Annotated in this window: 23 protein-coding genes and 1 pseudogene; 14 read left to right on the top strand and 10 right to left on the bottom strand. The window is 70.8% G+C overall.

Features of this window, described 5'->3' with window-relative positions:
• The first annotated feature begins 103 nt into the window (after positions 1 to 103).
• Positions 104 to 1,273 carry a hypothetical protein gene (locus G9272_RS01965; protein WP_171394888.1) on the top strand — a complete coding sequence of 390 codons (1,170 nt, stop codon included), beginning with the start codon at positions 104 to 106 and terminating at the stop codon, positions 1,271 to 1,273.
• Between the two features lie 86 nt (positions 1,274 to 1,359).
• Here G9272_RS01965 and G9272_RS01970 read toward each other — a convergent pair whose 3' ends face one another.
• On the bottom strand, positions 1,360 to 1,812 hold the full coding sequence (locus G9272_RS01970; protein ID WP_171394889.1) for a nuclear transport factor 2 family protein: 453 nt from the start codon (positions 1,810 to 1,812) through the stop codon (positions 1,360 to 1,362).
• Positions 1,813 to 1,903: 91 nt separating this feature from the next.
• Here G9272_RS01970 and G9272_RS01975 point away from each other — a divergent pair, with 91 nt between their 5' ends.
• Positions 1,904 to 2,344 carry a MarR family winged helix-turn-helix transcriptional regulator gene (locus tag G9272_RS01975; RefSeq protein ID WP_171394890.1) on the top strand — a complete coding sequence of 147 codons (441 nt, stop codon included), beginning with the start codon at positions 1,904 to 1,906 and terminating at the stop codon, positions 2,342 to 2,344.
• Between the two features lie 74 nt (positions 2,345 to 2,418).
• Here the strand turns inward: G9272_RS01975 and G9272_RS01980 are convergent, their stop codons facing one another.
• Both G9272_RS01980 and G9272_RS01985 read right to left on the bottom strand, forming a co-directional pair.
• Positions 2,419 to 2,823, bottom strand: coding sequence for an amphi-Trp domain-containing protein (locus tag G9272_RS01980; RefSeq protein ID WP_171394891.1), 405 nt, complete (start codon positions 2,821 to 2,823; stop codon positions 2,419 to 2,421).
• 93 nt (positions 2,824 to 2,916) lie between these two features.
• A complete protein-coding gene (locus G9272_RS01985) occupies positions 2,917 to 3,408 on the bottom strand; it encodes a flavin reductase family protein (protein WP_171394892.1) in 492 nt (163 codons plus the stop codon).
• A gap of 323 nt (positions 3,409 to 3,731) precedes the next feature.
• On the opposite strand from G9272_RS01985, the gene G9272_RS01990 reads away from it, so the two are divergent.
• Both G9272_RS01990 and G9272_RS01995 read left to right on the top strand, forming a co-directional pair.
• Positions 3,732 to 5,255 (top strand): hypothetical protein, encoded by a 1,524-nt coding sequence (locus G9272_RS01990; RefSeq protein ID WP_171394893.1) that lies wholly within the window; start codon positions 3,732 to 3,734, stop codon positions 5,253 to 5,255.
• A 131-nt stretch (positions 5,256 to 5,386) separates the two neighbouring features.
• Positions 5,387 to 6,181: a maleylpyruvate isomerase family mycothiol-dependent enzyme gene (locus G9272_RS01995; protein ID WP_367398538.1), complete on the top strand. Its 795-nt coding sequence runs from the start codon at positions 5,387 to 5,389 to the stop codon at positions 6,179 to 6,181.
• A gap of 24 nt (positions 6,182 to 6,205) precedes the next feature.
• Here the strand turns inward: G9272_RS01995 and G9272_RS02000 are convergent, their stop codons facing one another.
• Entirely contained in the window at positions 6,206 to 7,345 is a 1,140-nt protein-coding gene (locus G9272_RS02000) for a hypothetical protein (RefSeq protein ID WP_171394895.1), read from the bottom strand.
• 476 nt (positions 7,346 to 7,821) lie between these two features.
• Between G9272_RS02000 and G9272_RS02005 the strand changes: the two genes are divergently transcribed.
• Positions 7,822 to 9,105, top strand: a complete 1,284-nt coding sequence (locus G9272_RS02005) for a hypothetical protein (protein WP_253267670.1) — start codon at positions 7,822 to 7,824, stop codon at positions 9,103 to 9,105.
• Positions 9,106 to 9,194: 89 nt separating this feature from the next.
• On the opposite strand, the gene G9272_RS02010 is transcribed toward G9272_RS02005, so the two are convergent.
• From G9272_RS02010 to G9272_RS02025, 4 genes and pseudogenes are all read right to left on the bottom strand, one after another.
• Positions 9,195 to 9,542 (bottom strand): PRC-barrel domain containing protein, encoded by a 348-nt coding sequence (locus G9272_RS02010; protein WP_253267671.1) that lies wholly within the window; start codon positions 9,540 to 9,542, stop codon positions 9,195 to 9,197.
• A gap of 106 nt (positions 9,543 to 9,648) precedes the next feature.
• Positions 9,649 to 10,481, bottom strand: a pseudogene (locus G9272_RS02015) (IS5 family transposase).
• 37 nt (positions 10,482 to 10,518) lie between these two features.
• Complete coding sequence (locus G9272_RS02020; protein ID WP_171394897.1) at positions 10,519 to 11,586, bottom strand: dipeptidase; 1,068 nt, start codon at positions 11,584 to 11,586, stop codon at positions 10,519 to 10,521.
• Positions 11,583 to 12,914, bottom strand: coding sequence for an amidohydrolase family protein (locus G9272_RS02025; RefSeq protein ID WP_171401793.1), 1,332 nt, complete (start codon positions 12,912 to 12,914; stop codon positions 11,583 to 11,585). The genes G9272_RS02020 and G9272_RS02025 overlap by 4 nt, the downstream gene beginning before the upstream one ends.
• 130 nt (positions 12,915 to 13,044) lie before the next feature.
• Between G9272_RS02025 and G9272_RS02030 the strand changes: the two genes are divergently transcribed.
• The 6 genes from G9272_RS02030 to G9272_RS02055 all read left to right on the top strand — a co-directional run bounded on the left by G9272_RS02030 (position 13,045) and on the right by G9272_RS02055 (position 18,792).
• The gene (locus tag G9272_RS02030) at positions 13,045 to 13,815 is read left to right on the top strand and encodes an IclR family transcriptional regulator (protein ID WP_253267672.1); all 771 of its coding nucleotides are present in this window, start codon (positions 13,045 to 13,047) and stop codon (positions 13,813 to 13,815) included.
• Complete coding sequence (locus G9272_RS02035; RefSeq protein WP_171394898.1) at positions 13,812 to 14,753, top strand: ornithine cyclodeaminase family protein; 942 nt, start codon at positions 13,812 to 13,814, stop codon at positions 14,751 to 14,753. Before G9272_RS02030 ends, G9272_RS02035 begins: the two co-directional genes overlap by 4 nt.
• Before the next feature lie 288 nt (positions 14,754 to 15,041).
• A complete protein-coding gene (locus tag G9272_RS02040) occupies positions 15,042 to 15,476 on the top strand; it encodes a DUF485 domain-containing protein (RefSeq protein ID WP_171394899.1) in 435 nt (144 codons plus the stop codon).
• The gene (locus tag G9272_RS02045; protein WP_171394900.1) at positions 15,473 to 17,083 is read left to right on the top strand and encodes a sodium/solute symporter; all 1,611 of its coding nucleotides are present in this window, start codon (positions 15,473 to 15,475) and stop codon (positions 17,081 to 17,083) included. Before G9272_RS02040 ends, G9272_RS02045 begins: the two co-directional genes overlap by 4 nt.
• A 283-nt stretch (positions 17,084 to 17,366) precedes the next feature.
• Positions 17,367 to 17,948 (top strand): hypothetical protein, encoded by a 582-nt coding sequence (locus G9272_RS02050; protein WP_171394901.1) that lies wholly within the window; start codon positions 17,367 to 17,369, stop codon positions 17,946 to 17,948.
• Between the two features lie 82 nt (positions 17,949 to 18,030).
• Entirely contained in the window at positions 18,031 to 18,792 is a 762-nt protein-coding gene (locus G9272_RS02055; RefSeq protein ID WP_171394902.1) for a DUF4239 domain-containing protein, read from the top strand.
• A gap of 52 nt (positions 18,793 to 18,844) precedes the next feature.
• On the opposite strand, the gene G9272_RS02060 is transcribed toward G9272_RS02055, so the two are convergent.
• The gene (locus tag G9272_RS02060; RefSeq protein WP_171394903.1) at positions 18,845 to 19,756 is read right to left on the bottom strand and encodes a LysR family transcriptional regulator; all 912 of its coding nucleotides are present in this window, start codon (positions 19,754 to 19,756) and stop codon (positions 18,845 to 18,847) included.
• Positions 19,757 to 19,854: 98 nt separating this feature from the next.
• Between G9272_RS02060 and G9272_RS02065 the strand changes: the two genes are divergently transcribed.
• Genes G9272_RS02065 through G9272_RS46095 form a run of 3 tightly spaced genes read left to right on the top strand, consistent with a single transcriptional unit; the run spans position 19,855 to position 20,604 of the window.
• Complete coding sequence (locus G9272_RS02065; protein ID WP_171394904.1) at positions 19,855 to 20,220, top strand: YybH family protein; 366 nt, start codon at positions 19,855 to 19,857, stop codon at positions 20,218 to 20,220.
• On the top strand, positions 20,180 to 20,449 hold the full coding sequence (locus tag G9272_RS46090; RefSeq protein ID WP_367398539.1) for a GNAT family N-acetyltransferase: 270 nt from the start codon (positions 20,180 to 20,182) through the stop codon (positions 20,447 to 20,449). Before G9272_RS02065 ends, G9272_RS46090 begins: the two co-directional genes overlap by 41 nt.
• Complete coding sequence (locus tag G9272_RS46095; protein WP_367398540.1) at positions 20,446 to 20,604, top strand: hypothetical protein; 159 nt, start codon at positions 20,446 to 20,448, stop codon at positions 20,602 to 20,604. The genes G9272_RS46090 and G9272_RS46095 overlap by 4 nt, the downstream gene beginning before the upstream one ends.
• 28 nt (positions 20,605 to 20,632) lie before the next feature.
• Here G9272_RS46095 and G9272_RS02075 read toward each other — a convergent pair whose 3' ends face one another.
• On the bottom strand, positions 20,633 to 21,277 hold the full coding sequence (locus G9272_RS02075) for a class I SAM-dependent methyltransferase (protein WP_171394905.1): 645 nt from the start codon (positions 21,275 to 21,277) through the stop codon (positions 20,633 to 20,635).
• Positions 21,278 to 21,284: the final 7 nt, after the last annotated feature.

Genomic DNA, 21,284 nt, shown 5'->3' on the forward strand with positions numbered 1-21,284 from the left:
CCGTTCGTTTCCCCACTGCTGTGAAGAGCCGGGTCGACGAGGGCCCGTCCCGTTCATCGCTCCGCACTCCCGTCCGCACCAACACAGGAACTGGTGGTTCCGTATGCCCTTCGAAGACGAACTCGGGAAGGTACTCCGCAACACAGCGGGCACCTTCACCGCCGACCGGCGTTCCCTGGCGGAAGGCAGCCTGGCGCGCGGCCGCCGCAGGCTGGCCCGCCGCCGTGCCTCCGCCGTGGCCGGGAGTGCGCTGGCCGTCGTTCTCGTGGCGACGGCCGGTGTCCAACTGGCCGGCGGGCAGGACGGCGACGGCAAGGTCGGCGGCCTGGCCTCGACGCCGCCACCGGGTGGTGGCTACGGGCACTTCGCGGTCACCGGCATGGGCAACTCCGGGATCGCCGTCAGTCACGAAAAGCTCCAGGCGACGGGCAGTTCCGAGGCGAGCCGGTCCGCGACGGCCTCGATCGACTTGGAGGACGGCTTCGGCGCGGCGAGGGTCACGCTCTCGGTGCGTCGCGTCGACCCGGCCGAGCAGGACCTGAGGAAGCTGATCACCTGCCCGCCCGAGCAGGGTTCCCCGTACGAGGAGTGCACGACACAGCCCGTCAGCCGGGCCGTGAAGGGGTACACCGAGGCGGGCAAGGCGGGCGGGATCAAGAAATGGGCGGTCACGATGCTCTCGTCCAACGGGTACCTCATCGAGGTCGCCACCCACAACGTGGCGTCGACGACAAGCGCTGACGCAGAACCCCTGACCCGCAACCCGCGCATGAACCCGGGCAAGCTGCGCTACCTGGCGATGTTCGTCGACGGCTCGTTCGCCCCCGACGGGGAGCCCGGCTCCCTGGGGACAGTCGAGCCCGGCTCCCAGGCCGAGCCGGGCGACATCCTGCCCCTGCTCAAGGAGCTGTTGCCCGAGCGCCTCCACATCTACTCGCAGGGCGGCACCGGAGCCGAGGGCCATGTCGTGGTCGTCGACCCCAAGAGCGGCAAGCGGACCTACATCGAGGCCACCCGGATCGCCGGCGACAAGGAATCATGGAACGAGACCCTGTCCGACGGCACCAAGGTGGGCACCCGGCAACTGCCCGGCCGGCAGCCGGGAGTCGTACAGCTCCGGGTCGACGCACTCCGGGTGAACGGGCTGTGGATGTCCGTCTCCGCCTACAACGCTCCGAGTCCGACGTCCAAGAAGAGCGGCGCCGCGCCCTTGATCACGGCCGAAGAACTCAAGGCCATCGCCATCAGCCGGTCCTGGCTGGTCGCCCGGTAGCGCCGGCACCGCGGCGAGACGTTCGCCCGTCGCGGTGATCAGGCCGGGCGCGTGATCGAACGTCCGACAATCAGCCCAGCAGACGATCACTCGGCGGCATCACCCGTGCCGGGCGCCGGGACGACCCGAGGTGTCCCCTGCGTCCAGGCGAGCGTGATCTGCATGTCGCTGAACCTCCAGCCCGCCGGCGTCAGCACGGCGGTGCAGGCCGATCGCAGGCCGCTCGTCCGATGGGGCGGTTCGCCGTCGCGGTAGAAGTACACGAGTTGGTTCGCCGTCGCCGTCGCACGATCAGCGTCGACATGCACCAGCACGTCACCGTGCACGTGCTGGGTGTGCTCTCCCTCGACCTGGCTTCGCTTCAACAGGGCGGTCACTTCGTCGAGGCCGCGCAGCTCGCCGTTCGGCCCCCGCACAACGACATCGTCGTGGTAGACGGTGGCGACGTCGTCGTGGCGGCAGTCGTCCAGCAGGTTGGACAGGCGGGCGAAGAGTTCGGCGATCTCGACGCGATCGGCGGTCCGGGCGGCAGTGGACACTACATCTCTCCTTTGAGGGCTACTCCAGCATTGGTGGGACCAACACTACAGATGGAGCGTTGGTCCCACCAACACCTATACAGTGGTCGTCATGGACGAGATCCCCGAGCGCTTGACAGTGAAGCCGAGCTGGTTGATCACCCAGCTGGCCGTGCACGCCCGCCGGCTGGTGTTCGGCGGTTTCACCGCCGCCGGGGCGCGCGGGTACCACTACCGCATCCTGGCGGCACTGCACGAGTTCGGGCCCGCGAGCCAGGCAGAGCTCGGCCGCCGGTGCCGCGTCGACCGCAGCGATGTCGTGGCGGCCGTCAATCAACTGGTCGAGCAGGGCTTCGTCGACCGGGCGCCGGACCCGGAGCATGGACGGCGCAACAAGGTGACCCTCACCCCGGGCGGCGTCCAGCAGCTGCGGCGCATGGATCAGGTGCTCGATCAGGTGCAGGACGACCTGCTCGAACCGTTGTCGGCCGAGGACCGGCAGACGCTGACCCGCCTGCTCGGCCGAGTTCTCGCCCACCACGAATCACGGTGACTGCCCGGCCGGCCCGCTCGGCCCCGCCATGCCGAGGGTTCAGGGGGGCCGGCACGCCATACTCTGTGCGCCGCTCAGGAGGTTTTCGTCGCGGACGGTTTCGCGCTTCCGCTCCTCCTGGCGCCCGCACTGCTCCGACCGGGTTTGGCGGGCGCTCTCTTGCGGCTCACGGCTTCCTTGGTACTCGCGGCTTCCTTGGTACTCGCGGCTTCCTTGGTACTCGCGGCCTCCCGCGGCGGCGCTGCCCGGGTCGGTGCGGTGGGCCACTTGAACTCGAACTCCAGCTCGATCTGCCCGTCGCCGACCTCGATCTCGATCTCGGTGCGCAGGTCGTCGGGGATCCGCAGACTCAGTATCCCGGGACCGAACTCCAGTTCTACATCCCCGCCCTCCCTCAGCGCTGCCGCGAGCGCCGTGAGCTGGTCAGCCGCCTCCAGACGGGACAGCGAGCGCTTCTGCTCAAACTTGAGGTCCTTCATGAACGCCTCCGATCCGGTATGAACACCACATAACGCCCATACTGGGGCCATGCACGGCATCGGACATCCGGTGCGATCGCACCCGTACACAGGTCAGTCCACCGGGTGCCCCGGTTCGATCGCCACGGCGTCCGCGAGCCTCAGCAGCGGACGGCCGTCGGGCTCGCCCTTCGCGCCGGACCGCACCGGGTCCAGGACGAAACCGACGTGGTCGCCCGCATCGATCCGCTGCTCGATCCTGCCGACGAACCACGCGTCCGCGTCCTGGAGGACGACGGCGCCGCCGTACCCCTCCGTCCAGCGCGTCCGCGCGAACTTGTCCACCCGGTCGCCGGTCTCGCCCCCGAACAGGGCAGCCAGTTCGAACTGTTCGGGCGTCAGCAGATGCACGGCGAGGAACTCGGCGGCGCGGGCCACCCCGTAGGTCCGGTTCACTTTCGACAGCCACACCACGAACCGCACCGGCCGCATGGAGCACTGGGAAGCGAAGCCCACGAGGCAGCCGGCCCGCTCGCCGCCCGCCTCGGCCGTCACGACGCACATGTCGGGGTTCAGCCGGTCGATGAACGCGTCCATATCCGTCATGCCCATGCCCCTCCGCCAGCCATCCCGTGTCCGTCCTTGCGCCGGGCGAGAACCTGGTTCCCGTCGGCCGTCCGTCTACACGACCAGCACAGCACGCCGCGGCTACGACCGTTCGTATCCCCACGCCCGTTCCGCCCACCCCTCAGGAACCGCATGGGCTGCTCGAAAGGCCACGCAAGTCTTCCCCGTTGGCTGCCCCGAAGCCCTTGAGACGTGCTGCCCGGCCGGTCCACGCTGATCGGTACGACGCCGACGAGACACCCCGGAACTCGGGAGATGTCACGTGACCGGCACCTGAAGAGGAAACACACGGACAGACGGACATGGTGCGCAGAGCAGAACAGGACCCGATGTCCGCGTATGCCGGGCAGCAGCCTGCCCGGCGTTCGGCGGTGCCCACGGCGCCCGGCATGGCGGCTCGTGTATGGGCCGACCTCTCCGGCCGAGGGCTCGCCACCCGAGCCGGCGCGGACACCATCGCCGCGCTCCAGCAGAGCGCGGGCAACGCCGCGCTGAGCCGGACGGTGGGCGCCGTGGACGGCGCGCGGAGCAGTGGCCCGACCGGCTCCGCACGCCATGTCGTCCAGCGGATCGGCACCCTTCCCGGCGGCAGCTACCCGACCCACCGCGAGGAGGAGGACCGGGGCCCGCACTTCATGGAGCAGGAGCAGGAAGCCCGGGTGGTGGCCGGCAGCGGTGCGACCCTGGGCCCTCCCGGCGTCCCCGAACGCATCCGATTTCCCGCCCGTGAGGTCAAACCGGCCGAAGCGGGGCTGCGCGTCGCGAACGACGGCACGCTCGCCGTGCTCGACAAGGACGAGCCGAAGGAGTTCTACGCCGTCCAGCAGGTCGTCGACAACGCCAACGCCTCCCTGGACGCCTCGGGCAGCATCGTGCGCCTCGCCCTCCAGGGCAGGAGCATCACCGTCGGCGGCCGCCGGCTCTCCCGGGTGCAGCCGGTGCTCGCGCAGCAGGCGCAGCAGCCGACGAGCGAGGAGTTCGTCTCACTGGTGCGCAGCACCTGCATCACGGTGGCCTGCAAACTGATGGGCTCCAGCCGGGACAAGACGAGCCGAGTGGTACTCGGCGGCGGTACGGGAGGCTTCGACATCACCCCCGGCTCCGACAGCGATCCACGGATCAGCAGCCTCGCCGGGCAGATCGCCTCCTCACCCGACGGCGGCCTGGACGTGCCCGGGGCGGTCGACGCGGCCGGGGCCAGGGACCGGGCGGCGCCGGACAACGGAAGGGTGTACGGCGAGGCCGTCAGGAACGGCGGACGGGACGGGACCGCCGCTCGGCTGGGCGTCAATCAGCATGCGTCGCCCCACGTCGGTGAGGGGTTCGCGATCTTCAGCATGGCCGCCGAGGACCAGCGCGACCACTCCGTTCAGCCGCCGACGGCCCGCGGCGACAACGTCTGGGGCTATCACTTCGCGGCCGTGGTCGCCTCCTCCCTGGACAGCAGCTGCCGGGTGACGCTGGAGAACTACGCGCGCAACGACTTCGACAGGGTCGCGCGCGAGGAGCTGTACGACAGGCTCTACCAGCGGGCGAAGAAGTCCGGCGGCTGGTTCAGCACCATCAGCGCGCTGGAGGAGACCGACGACCAGCAGGCGTTCAAGAAGAAGTTCGACGACGTGATGCGCAGACTGTGCACGGACCCGGCCATCAAGGAGGTCCAGGGACTCCCGCGGCGCAGGCTTCAGGAGGACTTCGAGGATCACACAGGTCGTGCCTGGTTCTTCCGCATCTACGGCGGCGGCCCGGGCGAGAGCTTCCACGAACAGCAGTCCGCCTCCGGCTACTTCAACAATCCGCTCACCGTGCGGGTCGCCCGACCCTGACGGGCGGACGCGGGCCGATCATCGTCAGGGGACGGCGGGAGCGGCGGAACGCGCCGGTGTGAGCGACCGGCACGGTGGCCGGATTGGACGCGGACTCGTTCCGTCCGTCCTACGGTGTCCGGGTGAATGACGTGAGCCACGACGCATACTGCTCCGAAATCAGCTCCCGGACCGACGAGTTGCGCGCTGCCGTGCGGTGCGCCGAGGCAGGCCCGGCAGGCACGCCCGTTCCCACCTGTCCCGGTTGGTCCCTCACACAGCTCGCCCGGCGCGTCGGCGGCACGCACCGCTGGGCGGCGCGGATCGTCCGGACCCGAGCCACCCTGCCGGTCCCCCACGACTTGGTCGACGACGTCTTCTCGCCCGGCCCGGAGACCCCCGCCGCTCTGGACGCCTGGCTCGCCAAAGGCGCCGCGGAGCTGACCGGCGCTCTGCTCGACGCCGGTCCCGACGCCCCGGTGTGGACGGTCGCCCCGAGCGGCACCGCGCGCTTCTGGGCCCGGCGGATGACCCACGAGACGACCCTGCACGCCGCCGACGCCGCCTTCGTCACGGACGCGTTCTTCGCCGTACGCGAGGATCTGGCCCGGGACGCCCTGGACGAGTGGTTGGGCTTCGGGGCGCTGCCCCGGGTCCTGGCGGCCGCCGGGCCGGACGCCCCGCCGCTCACCGGCCCGGACCGCACGCTGCACCTGCACGCGACCGACGTCCGTCAGGCCGAGTGGCTGGTGGACCTCACGACTGAGCCGATCACCTGGCGCCACGCCCACGAGAAGGCAGCGGTGGCGGTACGCGCCCCGCTGACCGACCTCGTGCTGCTCCTGTACGGGCGCCGCACCCCCGCCGACCCGTCCGTCGAGGTGTACGGAGACACGGACCTGCTGACCCTGTGGCTGGAACGATCCGGCTTCTGGCTCCGCAAATAGGCGCCCCTACTTCTCCGGCTTACTTCACCGGCTTACTTCACTGGGTGACTCGCCGGTGTCGCGTCCCCCGGCCAGCCGCAGTGTCACCAGGGCCGCCAGTCCTGCCAACACGCCGAAGGTGAGAGCGGCCGGGACGCCGTTGCCGAGTTTTGAGAACAGGTACACGGGCCCCCACACATCGACAGTGTCGTCGATCGCCATGTGCAGCACCTGACTCGCCAGCAGTCCCCACACCGTTGCGCAGACCGCGCCCACCGTCATCGCCGGCACCGTGGTCCGGGTCAGCAGGCCGGGCAGCAGCCGCAGCGCCCACCACACCACTGCCAGCATGAGCACGTCGACGGCGCGGTACAGCAGCCAGTCGCCGAGCGGCCCGGTTGCCGGGCCCGTCCACGCGCCGAGCAGCAGCCACTGTCGCAGCAGGTCGCCGGGCTCGGACAGCAGGCCTGCGCCGCCGAACGAAGTCTGGATCCAGGCCGCCACCGACTGGTACGAAAGGATCACCACCGACAGCGCGACCACCGCGGTCCCGACGCTCGCGGCCAGGCGGGCGGCGCGCGGCGGCACACTATGCCGGGGCTGCGGCTCCGCGCCCTTGGCGGTGAGATGCGCGACAAGCACCGTGGCCAGGGCGGTCAGCAGCCCCGCGAACACCGCGACCGGTCCGCTCGACGCGCTCACGCTCGCCAGCTGTGGCAGTACGCGGTAGCTACCGTGGCCCCGGGATGCGATCAGCCACGGCGCGGAGACCGTCACGGCCAGCGTTGCGGCCACGGGGCCCCAGGCCCACAGCGCGAGCAGCGTGGCCGGCGTACGACCCTGCGTCGGCGGAATCCTGTGGACCAGCAGCAGCGCGCCCGCCAGGAAGAACACGAAGACCGACACGAACCTGATCTGCATGGCGGTGCTGTACAGATCGGCGTACTGGGTGCCTCCGGTCAAGGCCGTGTCCCCGCCCGCGGCGCCGTCAGACAGCGACCCCGTCGGCGGGTCGTACGACCAGGGCGCGAGCCATCGCCGGAGTTCACTCACGGACTGGATGTCGAACACGCTGGTGGTGCCGCGCAGTTGTAGCGCCTGCTCGCTCGCCCCCGCCCACCACAGCAACAGCGTGATCAGCAGGCCGCCGACCAGTGCCGGTATCACCGCGCGCCGATATGTCATGGTGCCTTCCCCCGTCTTGATCCTGAATCAGTGAATGTCGATCAGCCGAAGAGTAGGGGGTGATGATCGGTTGCGGCATGTGCCCCCTCTCGCCGGTCACGCGGTAGACGACGGTGGCGTGGTCGGGGTCCGTGACGGCCGTGACCGCCTGCTCGAAGTCACCGGCGACGCCGAGTCCGCCCCCCTCTCTCAAGACGTCGCCAACCCGATGGCACGACCCCCTGTCCGGCCGGTACGGCCCGTGTGTCGCTCAGCTCTCATAATTCTCGTGCGGCCGCCTGCGGCACCTCATACGATCCCCTCGCCGCTCGTACACCAGTGCGCATCAGGGCACGGGATGCGGGCGCCGGAACCGGAGGGACCACTTGACCATGTCTTTCGGCACGCGATCGCGTGCCGTTCTCGTGTTTCTGGGAACACTCGGCCTGGCACTGGCCGCCGCGTCGCCCTCGATCGCGGCGGACAGGACGCCTACCGTGCCCACTGACCTGTTCAACGGACGCCAGAGCTGCTCGACCGACGCGGACCGACCCACGTACCTGTGGGCCGGCACCGGTCTCGGCGTCGAGGGCATCCCGGGGACCACCGACACCACCGACAACTCCCTGGTCACCGCGCAGTACCGGGTCTGGCCGGTCGTCGATCCGAACAGCATCACCACCGCCACCCGTCCTCACGCGCTCCCCGGCATCGAGGCCCCCGCCACTCTGTCGGCTGCCGCGCTCACCGACGGCCAGACCTACGCGTGGCAGGCACAGACGGTGGCCGACGGCACGGCCTCGGACTGGTCGGCCGCCTGCTACGTCACGATCGACAACACCCGTCCGGCGACCACGCCCACCTTCTCCTCAGCGAACTACCAGCAGGACGTGCCCAACCCGGGTGGCGCTCCGGCCAAGTTCACGCTGAGCGCCGACGGCGACGACGATGTCACCGGATTCGAGTACGCCTGGCTGCTGCCCCTCCCGATCGTCGACATCGCCAACATCGGCGATCACGGCATTCCGCAGTTCGTGGACCCGTACTCGAAACCCACAAGCTTCATGCGCGCCGACGCCCCCGGCGGTTCGGCGACGGTCAGCCTGGTCCCGCCGAGCGGCTCCGGTCCGAAGACCCTGTGGGTGCGAAGCCTGGACCGGGCCTTCAACGGGTCGGAGATCACCAGCTACATGTTCTTCGTCAGCCCCACGGTGCCCAGCGTCACCCCAGCCGTCTCGTCGCCCGAGTTCGGCGAGCCGACCGAGTTCACGCTCCGGCCCGCCCCTGGACTCCAGTCGACGAACCCGGTCGTCAGCTACTCCGTTCGGACCATCGGCGGTCAGATCTACGGCAAGCCGGTCGAGGTCGCGGCGGATACGGACGGTACGGCGAAGGTGACGGTCGTCCTGGACGGCATCTACGGCGAGGCTCTTGAGGTGACCGGCAAGAGCGGAGACGGATGGGTCTCCGATACGGGCCGGTGGAGCAGTACCTACGACACCACTCCCACGGTCGTGTCGGACATCTACCCCGAGAACGGTTCGGGTGGCGGAGTGGGAGTCCCGGGCTCCTTCACGTTCACGCCGAAGGTGAAGGACGTCGTCAGCTACACGTATTCCGTCAACGGGGACCCCGAGGCCACCGTCACCGCGGGCGACGACCACTCCGCGACCATCGACTGGACCCCCGCCTCCGACGGCTTCTACGACCTCCAGGTCTACGCGACAACCAGCTCGGGCGTGCAACTGGCGCCCTACGACTACTACTTCACCGTGAACTGAAACGGTGAGCCGTTGGCAGTGGGGCAGTGCAGCTGCCGCGGCTGAACGGCGGGCGGCCCGCACCCATCGGGGGGTGCGGGCCGCCTCCGTCAGTGGCCGGATCCGTGTCGGCCGCCCAGTTGGTCGCGGTGGCGCGGATCGCCCAGGAACGTGTCCGCGTCGAAGACGGGTGCCGACTTGGCCTGCGCCTTCGTCCGGGACAGCTGCACGATGCGGGCGTCGTGGTCGATGCCCAGGACCTCGCCCGACGGGATCACCACGTCCTTGCCGAGTACCCACAGGCCGGTGTGCACCACCAGGAAGCGCGGGCCGAGGTCCCTGGAGTACTTGCTGACCTTGCCGACGTGACCGTCCGTGGCGTCGACCTGGTATCCGGTCAGGTCGTCGTCCGGGGTGTGGCCGGCGGTCGGCACGTGGTGTGCGCGGTATTGGCTCACGATGTCCTCCCTCTCGTCCTGCTCCTGCTAGTGCCCGCTCAGGCGCGTGGCAGACGTGCGGGAAACATCACGGCGCACGTCGCAGGGCTAGGTCGTGTCCGCAAAGTCAGGGGAGCCAGAGTCGTAGGCAGGCGAGGGTGACCAGGGCCTGGTAGTGGCGGGCGCGTTTGTCGTAGCGGGTGGCCAGGGCTTTGTTGTGCTTGAGCCTGTTGAAGCAGCGTTCGACGACGTTGCGCCGGCGGTAGGCCGCGCGGTTGAGCCGGCACCGGCTCTCGCCTCGCCGGATACGGCCGTTGATCTGGTCGATCCGCTCGGGGATGGCGGCCTTGATGCCTCGTCGGCGGAGATAGGTGCGGATCTTCGTGGACGAGTAGCCCTTGTCGGCGGCCACCAGTTCCGGCCGGGTGCGAGGACGGCCCGGCCCGCACCGCTCGATGCGGATGCGGGCCATGACCTGCTCGAACTGGGTGCAGTCGTTGACGTTGCCAGCGGTGAGGGTGAAGGCCAGGGGTCGTCCCCGGCCGTCGCAGGCGAGGTGGATCTTCGTGGTCAGTCCGCCGCGGGACCGGCCGATCGCCTCGCCCGGCCAGGGCCCCCTTTTCGGGCCCCGGCGGCATGCTGGTGGGCCCGCACGGTCGTGGAGTCGATGCATACGATCGACCAGTCGACGGCTCCCACGGCGTCGGAGTGCTGTTGGACGTGGGCGAGCAGGCGGTCCCAGGTGCCGTCCGCCGACCAGCGGCGAAAGCGTTCGTAGACGGTCTTCCACGGCCCATAGCGCTCGGGCAGATCCCGCCAGGCCGCGCCGGTGGACAGCTTCCACCAGATCCCGTTCACCACTTGGCGGCGGTCCCGCACCGGCCGGCCCATCCGGGGAGGGGCCAGCAACGGTTCGATCACCGCCCACGACTCATCGCTCAGCTCATGACGACGCACCATGAACCGACCAACGAGCAAGCGACTTTGCGGACACGCCCTAGGCCGTCCACACCCGTTCCGCGTAGTCGACGAAGTTGCGCCCCATGATCTTCTCGATGCGGTCGGCGGTGTAGCCGCGCTGTTCCAGCAGCCGTATCAGTTCGCGGAACTGGTCCACGCCCCGCAGGTCGATCACGAACGGGTAGGTGTCCGCCCGTTCGCCGGCCGCGGAGACCCCGGCCTCCTGGCGCTGCGCCACGTGCTCGGCCAGCCGGGCCCGGTAGGCGTCGAGGTCGTCGATCGCGGTGACGGAGCCGTCGGTGCCGATACCGACGTGATCCTCGCCGCAGACGTCCACGGCGTGCGCGATGTGCTCGACCACGTCGGTGGCGCGCGCGTGCCCGGTGGGGCTGAGGAACGGCATGAAGTAGATACCGACGAAGCCGCCGCGGGAGGCCACCAGGCGCAGTTCCTCGTCGGTCTTGTTGCGGGGCAGGTCGGTCAGCGCGCGGCACCCGGTGTGGTTGATCGACACGGGGACGCGGGAGTGCGTGGCGGCGTCCAGACAGGTCCGCTCGCCGCTGTGCGACAGGTCGACCATGAGGTGGTGGTCGTTGAGGGCGTCGACCACCTCGCGTCCGAACGCGGTCAGCCCCGTGCCGGACGGTGCCATCGAGCCGCCGCCGAGGCGGTTGGCCTGGTTGTAGGTCAACTGGACCACGCGCACGCCGCGTTCGGCGAAGGTGGCGACCCGGCCGGCGTCGTCCCCGACGGCCACCGCGTTCTGGAAGCCGTAGATGACGCCGACCCGTCCGTCGCGGGCGGCCGTGCGGATGTCCGCGACGGTGGTGACCTTCAGCAGGTCGTCCGGGTGACGGTCGATGATGCCGTCCCAGATGTCGATCTCGTGCAGGGTGTGCTCGTAGGGCGGCAGGTCACCCATCACATAGCCCAGGGTGACGTTGACGGCGGTCAGGCCGGAGGCTTGCGCGTCGGCCAGCGTCCGGGCGTCGACGGTGTACTGCTCGCCGGTCGGGTTGAGGTCTCCCGCCGCCTCCATCGACTGCGGGGCGTTGGGGTTGTCGAGCTGTCCCAGCGCGTTGATGATCAGGGGCGTGCCGGTCAACGGGTCTCCCGGGATGGGGTGGTGGCGTAAGCGGCGCGCGGGAAGCGGCGGCCCCGCTTGACGGTGAGTGTGATGGTGCGCAGGTGGTCGATGTCGGCCAGCGGGTCTCGCGCGAAGACCGCGAAGTCGGCCAGTTTGCCCGGCTCGACGCTGCCCGTCAGGTGTGCGGTGCCGGCGCTGCGGGCGCCGACGAGTGTCGCGGAACGGAGCACGTCCGGGGCCGGGATGCCGCACCGCTTCACCAGGAAGGCGAGTTCCTCGTGCAGGGCGGGGAACGGCTCGCCGGGAGCGGTCTCGTAGTCGGTGCCGGTGGCCAGCGCCACGCCGGCCCGGTGCGCCTGCGCCGTGAGCGCGATGGCCAACTCGGTCTGGCGGCGGGCGCGTTCGACGCTTTCCGGGTCGTCGCCGGCGAGCTCCGCGCTCGCCCACATGCCGGCGGTCGCGTCCAGGACGACGTCCTGTTCCCGCATCCGGGCGAAGAGCGCGTCGAGCCGCGCGTCCTCGCCGGTGACCAGATTCTCGTGATCGACGGCCGGCTTGTCCTTGTAGCTGGTCAGCGGCTCCTTGGCGGCCTCGTGGGCCAGCAGGGTCACATGCGAGACGGTGTCCACGCCGGCCGCGACGACCTCGCCGGGCGTGGCGGGGAACACGGCCGCGTGCGCCCACACCGGGATGCCCTGCCGGTGCGCTTCGGCGGTGACGGCGGCGACGAGGCCCGCCTCCAGGTCGGCGTAGACCTTGATGGCCGACGCGTAGGTGCCGCGAGCCAGGGCCACTGCCAGGGGGAGGTCGGTCGTGTCGGTGACGGCCTGCATCCAGGGCACGTGTCCGGGGACGGCGCCCCGGGTCACCTGGTGGGTGCGGGGGTCGTCGAAGAAGCCCGGGCCGGCCATGAGGGCCGCGTAGTGGATGTCCGGGGCGGCGATCTCGCCCACCAGCGCGGCCCGCGCGAGGTCCCCGACCTGACGCAGGTCGTCCGCCATGTCCCGCACGGCCGTGACGCCGCTGTGGACGAGGCGGCGCAGGATCGCTTCGGCGGCCGGGCGATCGGGCGGAGTGGCGAGGTGCTGGTGCGCGTCGATCAGTCCGGGCGTGACGAAGTGACCGGTGAGGTCGACGACTTCGGCGCCGTCGGCGAGGGCGGCCGCCACGTCCGTCTCGTCCGCGACGGACCGGATCACGGAGCCGTCCACGACGAGCGACACGGCGGGCCGGGGCGCGCTGCCGGTCCCGTCGAACAGCGTGAAGCCGCGGTAGACCACCAACTCGCCGGCCTCGGGCGGCGCGAAGGGGGTCGCCGCCCCGGAACTCTCGTTCGTCAAGGTCACCACTCTCGATCTGTTACGCTCTACGTAACAACTCTCTCGCTGCTCGAAACAACCGGTACCCTACCCCCGAATCCCGGCGTCGGACACGCCTCGCCGGGACGGTCTGTCCGGTCATCCGGGAAGGGTTTCGATGCCGCAAGCGAAGCAAGCAACGCGAACGGCCGTGGACAAGGCGCTGGATCTCGTCGAGGCCGTCGCCCGGGCCCCCCGGCCGCCCCGGCTCACCGACCTCGCCGACGAGGTCGGGCTGCACCGGGCCACCGCCTACCGCGTCCTCGTGGACCTGGTCCGCCGCGGCTGGGTCCTGCGCGTCGACGACCGTTATCTGCCGGGCACCGCCGTCCTGCGCCTGTCGGCCCGGGCGGCGCACAACTCGCTGACCTCGCTGGCCCGCCCGGTGCTGGAGGACCTCTCCGCGCGCACCGGCATGATGGTCAACCTCCAGGTCCTCGAGAACGACGGCTCCCGGGTGGTGGACGTGATCCGCCCGGACCGGCTGGCGATGATCAGCACGCTCCGGGACGAGGCGCTGCCCGTCCACCGGTTCGCCGGGCCCCTCGCCCTGGTGGCCGCCCTGCCCCCGGAGGCACGCGGCCCCTACCTCGACGTGGCGCGCAAGGCCGGACACCCCCTGGACGGCGAGGCGGGTCTGCTCGCCGACCTCGAGCGGACCGAGGCCGACGGGTTCGCCGTCGAGCACGGCCGCAACGAGCAGTTCGTCGCCTCGCTGAGCCGCGCCGTCGTACCGGTCCCCGGAACTCCGGTGTGCGCCGTCACCGTGGTCGGCCCGGACGCCGAGATCGACGAAGCCCGCATGCGCCGACTGCGGGAGGAACTGGCCTCGGCGGTGGACACCCTCTGCGGCCTGCTGTCCGGCCCGGGCACGGCGAGCGGCGCGTGAACGACGTCCTCGTCCTCGACCGGGCGGCCACCGCGGCGGCCCTCGACCCGCGCCGCCTGATGGCCGCCGTGTCCGACGCGCTCGTCGCCGTGGCACGGGACGCGGTGTCCGCGCCGCCCCGGATAGCGGCCTTCGCGCCCGGCGGTCTGCTGGGCGCCATGCCCGGATACGTGCCGGGTCTCGGCCTCGCGGCGAAACTCGTGTCGGTGTTCGCCGACCCCGCCCGCCCCGGGCGCAGCACCCACCGGGGCATCGTGGCCCTCTTCGATCCCGAGGACGGCCGTCCCCTGGCCGTCATGGACGCCGAACCCGTGACGGCCTGGCGCACCGCGGCGGCCGCCACGCACAGCGCCTGGACCCTGGCCCGACCGGGACCCGTCGTGGTCATCGGCACCGGCGCCCAGGCCCGGGCCCAGGTCTCCCTCCTCGCCGCGCTCCACCCGGCCGAACCCGTCACCGTCGCGGGCCGCGACCCCGAAGCGGCCCGCGTGCTGGCCGCCCTGCACCCACTGGGCCGTGCGACGGACGGCATCGAGACCGCCGTACGCGAGGCGGCCACCGTGTACTGCTGCACCGGCGCGACCCGCCCCGTCCTGCGCCGCGCATGGCTCGCCCCGGGCACCCACGTCAGCTCGGTCGGCGGCTCCCACGGACCCGAACTCGACGACGACACCATCCGGAACGCCGCACTCTTCACCGAGTGGCACGGCGCCGCCACGACTCCCCCGCCCTCCGGCGCCCACGAGTTGCAGCGGCTGCCCGGGGACCGCGACGTCGTCCTCCTCGGCTCCGTCCTGTGCCGCGAGGCCCCCGGCCGGACCTCCCCGGATCAGCTCACCGTCTTCAAGTCCACCGGCCACGCCGCCCTGGACGTGGCCGCCGCACACGTCGTCCACCGCACGGCGACCGGCCGCCGTGCGGACGAGCTGCCCCGCTAGCGCGCGACACCGAGCGCCGCCCGACCCTCACCAACCTCCCCCGGCACCCGTTCGAACGATGCGACCCGCGCTGCCCGCACAGCACCGCCGCGCCCTCTCAGCACACCCGTCACTCGCACAACATCCGAGGTCAGAGCGCCGCAAGGGTTCTCACCAGGGAGTTCACGGAAGTCTCTGCGCGCGGTCCGACACCCGCATAGCGTGCGGTCACCCGAACACACGCACCGCTCCCCCACGTTCGCGCGGTCCGCACCCCTTGGGGCCCACGACCCAGTAGGAGATCTTGGGATGTCCACCGACAGCTCCGACTTATACCCGGCGCGGCACCGGCCCGGACGGCACGCCTCCCCCGCCGCGACCCCGCAGTGGGCCACCCCGCAGGAACAGACGCATCTGCCGCACCGCACCCGCCCGTTGAGCGGCAGTCACCGCGACCTCCGCCGCCTGCGCCGGGCCTGTCGCTGGCAGCGGCGCGTCGCCACGTTCGCCGCGCTCGGCTACTTCGCCGTCTTCCTCACCCTCACCGTCGAAGCCCCCTCCGTCATGACCCGCCTCGCGCCGGGCGGCCTTCCCACCGGACTCCTCCTCGCCCTGGTGCAACTGCCCGTCACCTGGCTGGCCGTACTCCTGTACGAGTACACCGCGCGCCGGTACGTCGACCCGCTGGCCCGGCGCGTTCACCGCCGACCCGACCCCGTCCCGCACGAGGAGCCACGGTCGTGACGGACTTCGACGGCTCCGCGCAGTCCTGGTCCCTGGTGGCGTTCTCCAGTGTCGTGGCCCTGACGCTCATGCTGTGCGTGCTCACCGGACCCGACCGCGACGACCTAGACGAGTTCTACACCGGCTACCGCTCCCTGTCGCCCCTGCGCAACGGCCTGGCCATCGCCGGTGACTACATCTCCGCCGCCACCGTGCTCACCATCGGCGGGGTCATCGCACTGTGCGGCTACGACGGTGTCGTACTGGCCCTGAGCACCGTGCTGTCCTTGCTGCTCCTGATGGTCCTGCTGGCCGAACCCCTGCATCACACCGGCCGGTTCACCATGGCCGACGCACTCGGCAGACGGCTGCCCGGCCGCGCGGTGCGCATCACCGCGTGTGTCGTCACCCTCGCCTCGCTGGTGCCGATGATGGTCGTACAACTGGCCGGGGTGGGCCAGTTGCTGGCGTACGTCCTCGGTTTCTCCGACAGCGCGATGCGGACCGGCTGCATCGTCGGGGCGGGCACCCTGATGATCAGCTACGCGGCCATCGGGGGCATGCGGGGTACCGCCCTGATCCAGATCCTCAAGACGGTGATCCTGCTCGGGTCCGGACTGATCGTCGCCGGACTCATCCTGCACACCTTCGGCTGGAGCCCCCGGACCCTGTTCCAGACCGCCGCCCACGGCAGTGGCGCCGAGGAGAACTTCCTGCGCTACGGCCTTCAGTTCGCCAACGGGCCGCACCGCGGCCTCGACATGGTGAGCACCCAGTGCGCCATCGTGCTGGGCGGCGCCTGTCTGCCGCACGTCACGATGCGGATGTACACCGCCGGCAGCGCTCCCCAGGTGCGCCGCGCGATGTCCTGGGCGATCTCGACGGTCACCCTGTTCATCGCCGTGATCACCGTCATCGGCGTGGGCGCCACGGCCCTCATCGGGCGCGCGGGCGTCGCCGGAGCCGACCCGCGCGGCAACACCGCCTACCTGCTCGGTTCGCGCGCCGCGTTCGGGATGCATCTCTCCCGCCCGGAGAGCCTGCTGTTCGCCACCGTCACGACGGCGATCTTCCTGACTCTGCTGGCCTCCGTGGCGAGCATGACGCTGGCCTGCGCCAACTCCCTGGCCCACGACATCGCCGCCGCCCGCCCCAACGTCTCGCCGCTGCGCGAGATGGCCCTGGCGCGGCTGGCCGCCCTGGCCGTCGGCCTCCCCGTCATCCTGCTCGCCGTCATGGCCCAGCACCGCAGCCTCCAGCCCCTCGCCACCGTCTCCTTCTGCCTCGGCGCGTCGGCCATCGCCCCCGCCCTCGTCTACAGCCTCTTCTGGCGGCGCTTCACACGCGCCGGCCTGCTGTGCACGCTCATCGGCGGATCGGTCAGCGTCCTCGTCCTGATGACCGGCACCAACCTCGTCTCCGGCTCTCCCGGATCGGCGTTCCCGGAAGTCGACTTCAACTGGTTCCCCTTCACGACCACAGCTCTCGTCTCGGTACCGGCGGGCTTCCTCTGCGGCCTGCTCGGCACCGTCCTGTCCGGCAGGAAGGCGACCGCACGCGAACGCGATCGCTACGCCGCCATCGAAGCCGTCCTCCTCGCCGGACCGCCAAGTCCCAGGAGCCGCTGAACCCGGCCCGGCCTGGACCGCCGTGAACCGCCCGGCCTGAACCGGACCGGCTGGACCGACCCGGACCGGACCGGCCCGGCCCGACGGCCTCGACATGTCCGACGGCCGGGACATGGGCCGCAGGGTGAGCAGCGGGCCGAAGGCCAGGCGCAGCCGTGTCCCCGAGCCGAGCATGATCGTTACTCCCGTTGCCGAACGGCCACCACGTGGTGAGCGCATCGGCATCCACTCATGTGTGCTCCGTCCGAGGCGCGCACACCGTCAGCGGAGAGGAACTGCTCTGGTGAGCGGCTGGATCACCGTCGGTCTCGGAACCGCCGCCGCGCTCTGCCCCCTGCCGGGCGCCGGCGGACCCGCGGTCGTCGTCCACACCACCCCCACCACCACGCACGTGGTGATGTGTTCCGCCGACGGCTGGGTCGAGATCGGCGCCCCCTCCCGGCAGCGCCCCGCCGCCCCTTCGTCGCCTCCGCCCGCATCACGGCCACCGCGCACGCCGGTCCCTTCGACACGGGCGGAACAGGCAGCACAGGCGCCTCGCCCTGTCGGCGCCCCACCGGCTCCGTCCCCGTCGGGAGCCCCGCTCCCCCGGCCCGTCGAACACCGGGTGCCCGCGTCGGAACCGCTGCCCGAGGCCGACGCCGTCGTCGCCGACCCGCCCGCCCCCGCACCTGCCCTCGCACCCGCCCCGGCGCCCCGTGCCGCGCCCTTCCGCTGGGTGCCCCGCTTCCACTACGGCGGCGGCTCGGCACGTCCGGCACCCGCCGGCCTGTCCACCACGATGACCACCGTCGTGATCACCACCCCGGCCGTCCTGGCCGCCGCCGCGCTACGCCCGGGCTCCCGACGCCGAAACCGCGGCTGACCCGCCCACGGGCCGCCCTTCACCTCGTCCACTCGGCTTGCTCATCTGCTCATCTGCTCACCTCTCATCCTGGAGTCCTGCTGTGCCGGAATGGCTGATCTACACCCTGGCCTGCGCGCTGGTCTGCGCCTTCGTGGTCGCCGCCACCGTGATGCGTCACCGCCGCGTGGCGGACGACGAGGACACCTCGCAGACGCCCGACGTGCTCGAGTACATGGTGATGATGGTCGGCGTCGTCTACGCCATCGTCCTGGGCCTGGCGATCGCCGGCGTCTGGGAGGCACGCGGCGCCGCCGAGGACACCGTGCAGCGCGAGGCCCAGGCGCTGTACGAGATCGACCAGCGCCTGGATGTCTACCCCGCCGCCTTCCACACCCAGGTTCAACAGCACATCGACGCCTACGCCCGGCACGCCGTGACCACCGAGTGGCCGGCCATGGAGGACGACGGTCCGATCGACGCCACCGGGGGCCGACTGCTGACCCGCATCCGCAGCGACATCGCGCACCACACGCCCACCGACGAACTCCAGGCCCAGGCCTACCAGCCGCTCCTCGACCAGGTCGCCGCCGCCGACGACGCGCGCCACCAGCGCCTCGACAGCGCCGGCAGCACCCTGCCGGGGGTGGTCTGGTTCGGCCTGATCGCCGGCGGGATCGTCACGCTCGGTCTGCTCTACGCGCTCCAGATCCGCCGCTCCGCCCGGGAGTTGATGCTGGCCACCGCGTTCAGCGCCCTGGTGGTCTTCCTGCTCTTCATGGTCTGGAGCTTCGACGCTCCCTTCGGCCACTCCGGCACCGACTCGGCTCAGCCGCTGCACGAGTTGTACGCGAGCACGACCTGAGGCAGCACGACCTGAGGCAGAAGGCTCGCACCCGTATCCGTACCCGGATCATTTACGGGACCGGGGACAGCCCTCGGGCAGGATCGAGCTTGGTGAATGCTTGTCGGCTGTGCACGATCAACTCGCGCACGGCAGGGTTGTGCGTGCTCTTCCAGATCAGGGCGAGCACCGCCGGTGTTTCGATGTCGTCGATGACGCGGGCCGTGAGCCGTTCACGGTAGCCGGCGGCCATCGACTCGCTGAGGACCGCGACACCCAGTCCGCGGGAAGCGAGGTCGGCGATGGCATCCGCCGCGCCGGCTTGCAGCGCGACCGCGGGTTGCAGGCTCTGTGCGGCGCAGGCACGGTCGAACACCGCGCGCAGGCCGGTGCCGGGTGGCATGCAGACGATCGGATGGGCGACCAGGTCGCGCAGAGTGACCCGGCGTTGTCCTGCCAAGGGGTGTCCCGTGGGAACAGCTGCGACGAGCCGCTCACTGATGACCGTCAGCGAGTCCAGCCCGTCCGGGGCGGCGCCTGCGGTACCGATGAGGGCCAGATCGATGACGTCGGCGCGCACTCCCTCGATGAGCCTGTCGGAGTTGTCCTCCAGCAGCGAGATCTCCACACCCCGATGAACCCGGTGAAACGCGGCGAGGGCGTCGAACAGCGGGGTGAGGGTGCAGCCGATGACCATCCCGACCGTGAGTCGGCCCCGGATCAGGTCGGTCACCTGCCCCACTGCCTGGCCGACCGCCTCAGCTGCGGCAAGTGCGGTGCGGGCGTGTTCGAGCGCGGCACTTCCCGCGACGGTCAGGGTGACGGTGCGCCCCGACCGGTCGAACAGCTCGGCTCCGAGTTCACGTTCCAGCCGGCGGATCTGGGCGCTGACGCCGGACTGGCTGATGTGGACTCGCCCGGCCGCCCGGGTGAAGTTCTGCTCTTCGGCGACCGCGACGAAGTACTCCAGCTGCCTCAGGTCCATGACTGTGGATTCTAGCTTCCAGCCAATCCATCTGTTGGACTTCTGATCGGTGGGCGGCAAGGCTGGGGAGCATCGAAGCCGGACGTCAGGAGGAACCCATGCAGGAGTACGAGAAGGCCGTGCGGCCCGAGGACATCACTCGCTTGTTCGTCGAACGATCCAACGCGGGTGACGCGGCCGGGGTCGCCGCGCTCTACGAAGAGGATGCGGTGCTGGCCTACCCGCCCGGGGAGCTGACGGTGGGGCGGGACGCGATCCGTGCGGTATGGGAGAAGGTGCTGGCCAACCGTCCCCGCTTCGAACCGGAACCGCCGCTGCCGACGCTGATCAGCGGCGACATCGCCCTGACCTCGACCCCGCCGAGGGACGGATCCGGCGCCCGGGCACAGGTCGTCCGACGCCAGCCTGACGGAAGCTGGCTGCGTGTGCTCGACCAGCCCGAGTTCGCCCCGCCCACCCGCTGACCGGCGGTCACCCCGCGCTCGTCGTCCGTGGCGAGAAGTCGAGCCGGTCGTCATCGCCGAGGTCGACGGCGAACGCGCGGGCTGCGTGTTCCTGGTCGCCGACGACCAACCGGGGGTGGCCAAGCTGCGAGTCCTGCTCGTCACCCCGGGCGTCCGGGGCCTCGGTCTGGACACCCGCCTCGTCGAGGAGTCCCCGACCTTCGCCCGCGAGCCGGCTACCAGCGCGTGACGCTGTGGACCACCGACAACCTCGTGTCCGCCCGCAGGATCCACGAACACTTCGGCTTCACCCTCGCCGACGAGGAGCCCCCTCACCGTTTCGGCCACGACCTCGTCGGTCAGAACTGGACCCTCGACCTCCACGAAGGCCTTGCGGAGGGTTGACGACTCTGCCGTCGGCCCGAGACCGGCGCTACTCCGGCCTGCGGACCATGAAACTGCCGACGGTGCCTTCGGCCGGACCTTGCAGCAGCCGTGCGGTGACAACCAGCCCGGTCTGCTCCAGCAGTTCGGAGATCCGGTCCGCCGGCAGCCGATAGGACTCGAAGGGTGCGGGGTGGTCGCCATAGGCAAGCGTCCGACTCAGGTGCTCGCCCTTCCCCACACGGCAGACGAGCATCAGGTAGCCCCCGGGCGCAAGGGTGCGGTGGAATTCGGCGAACACAACCCGCAGCAACTCCGGCGGCGTGTGGTGCGTGGAGTAATAGGCCAGAATGCCGCCGAGTTCGTGATCCCCGAGCTCCAGCGCGGTCATGGAACCCACTGTGAACCGCAGGTCCGGATGAGCCTTTCGGGCCAGTTCGATCATCTTCGGCGACACATCGACACCGAAGGCCGAGAGTCCCAGACCAGCCAGGTGCGCTGTCACCTTGCCGGGGCCGCACCCCACGTCTGCAACCGGCCCACGGCCGGAGTCCCTGACGAGTTCGGCGAACGCGGCCAGCATCGCGCGCGACACCGGATCCAACTCCGCAGGGGGCTTGACGCTTGCTGCGTAGTCGGCGGCGACGGTGTCGTACGACTCACGGACCGCAGAGAGGTAGGAGGTATCAGGCACACCGCAA

This window comes from Streptomyces asoensis (assembly GCF_013085465.1).
Classification (GTDB): Bacteria; Actinomycetota; Actinomycetes; order Streptomycetales; family Streptomycetaceae; genus Streptomyces; species Streptomyces cacaoi_A.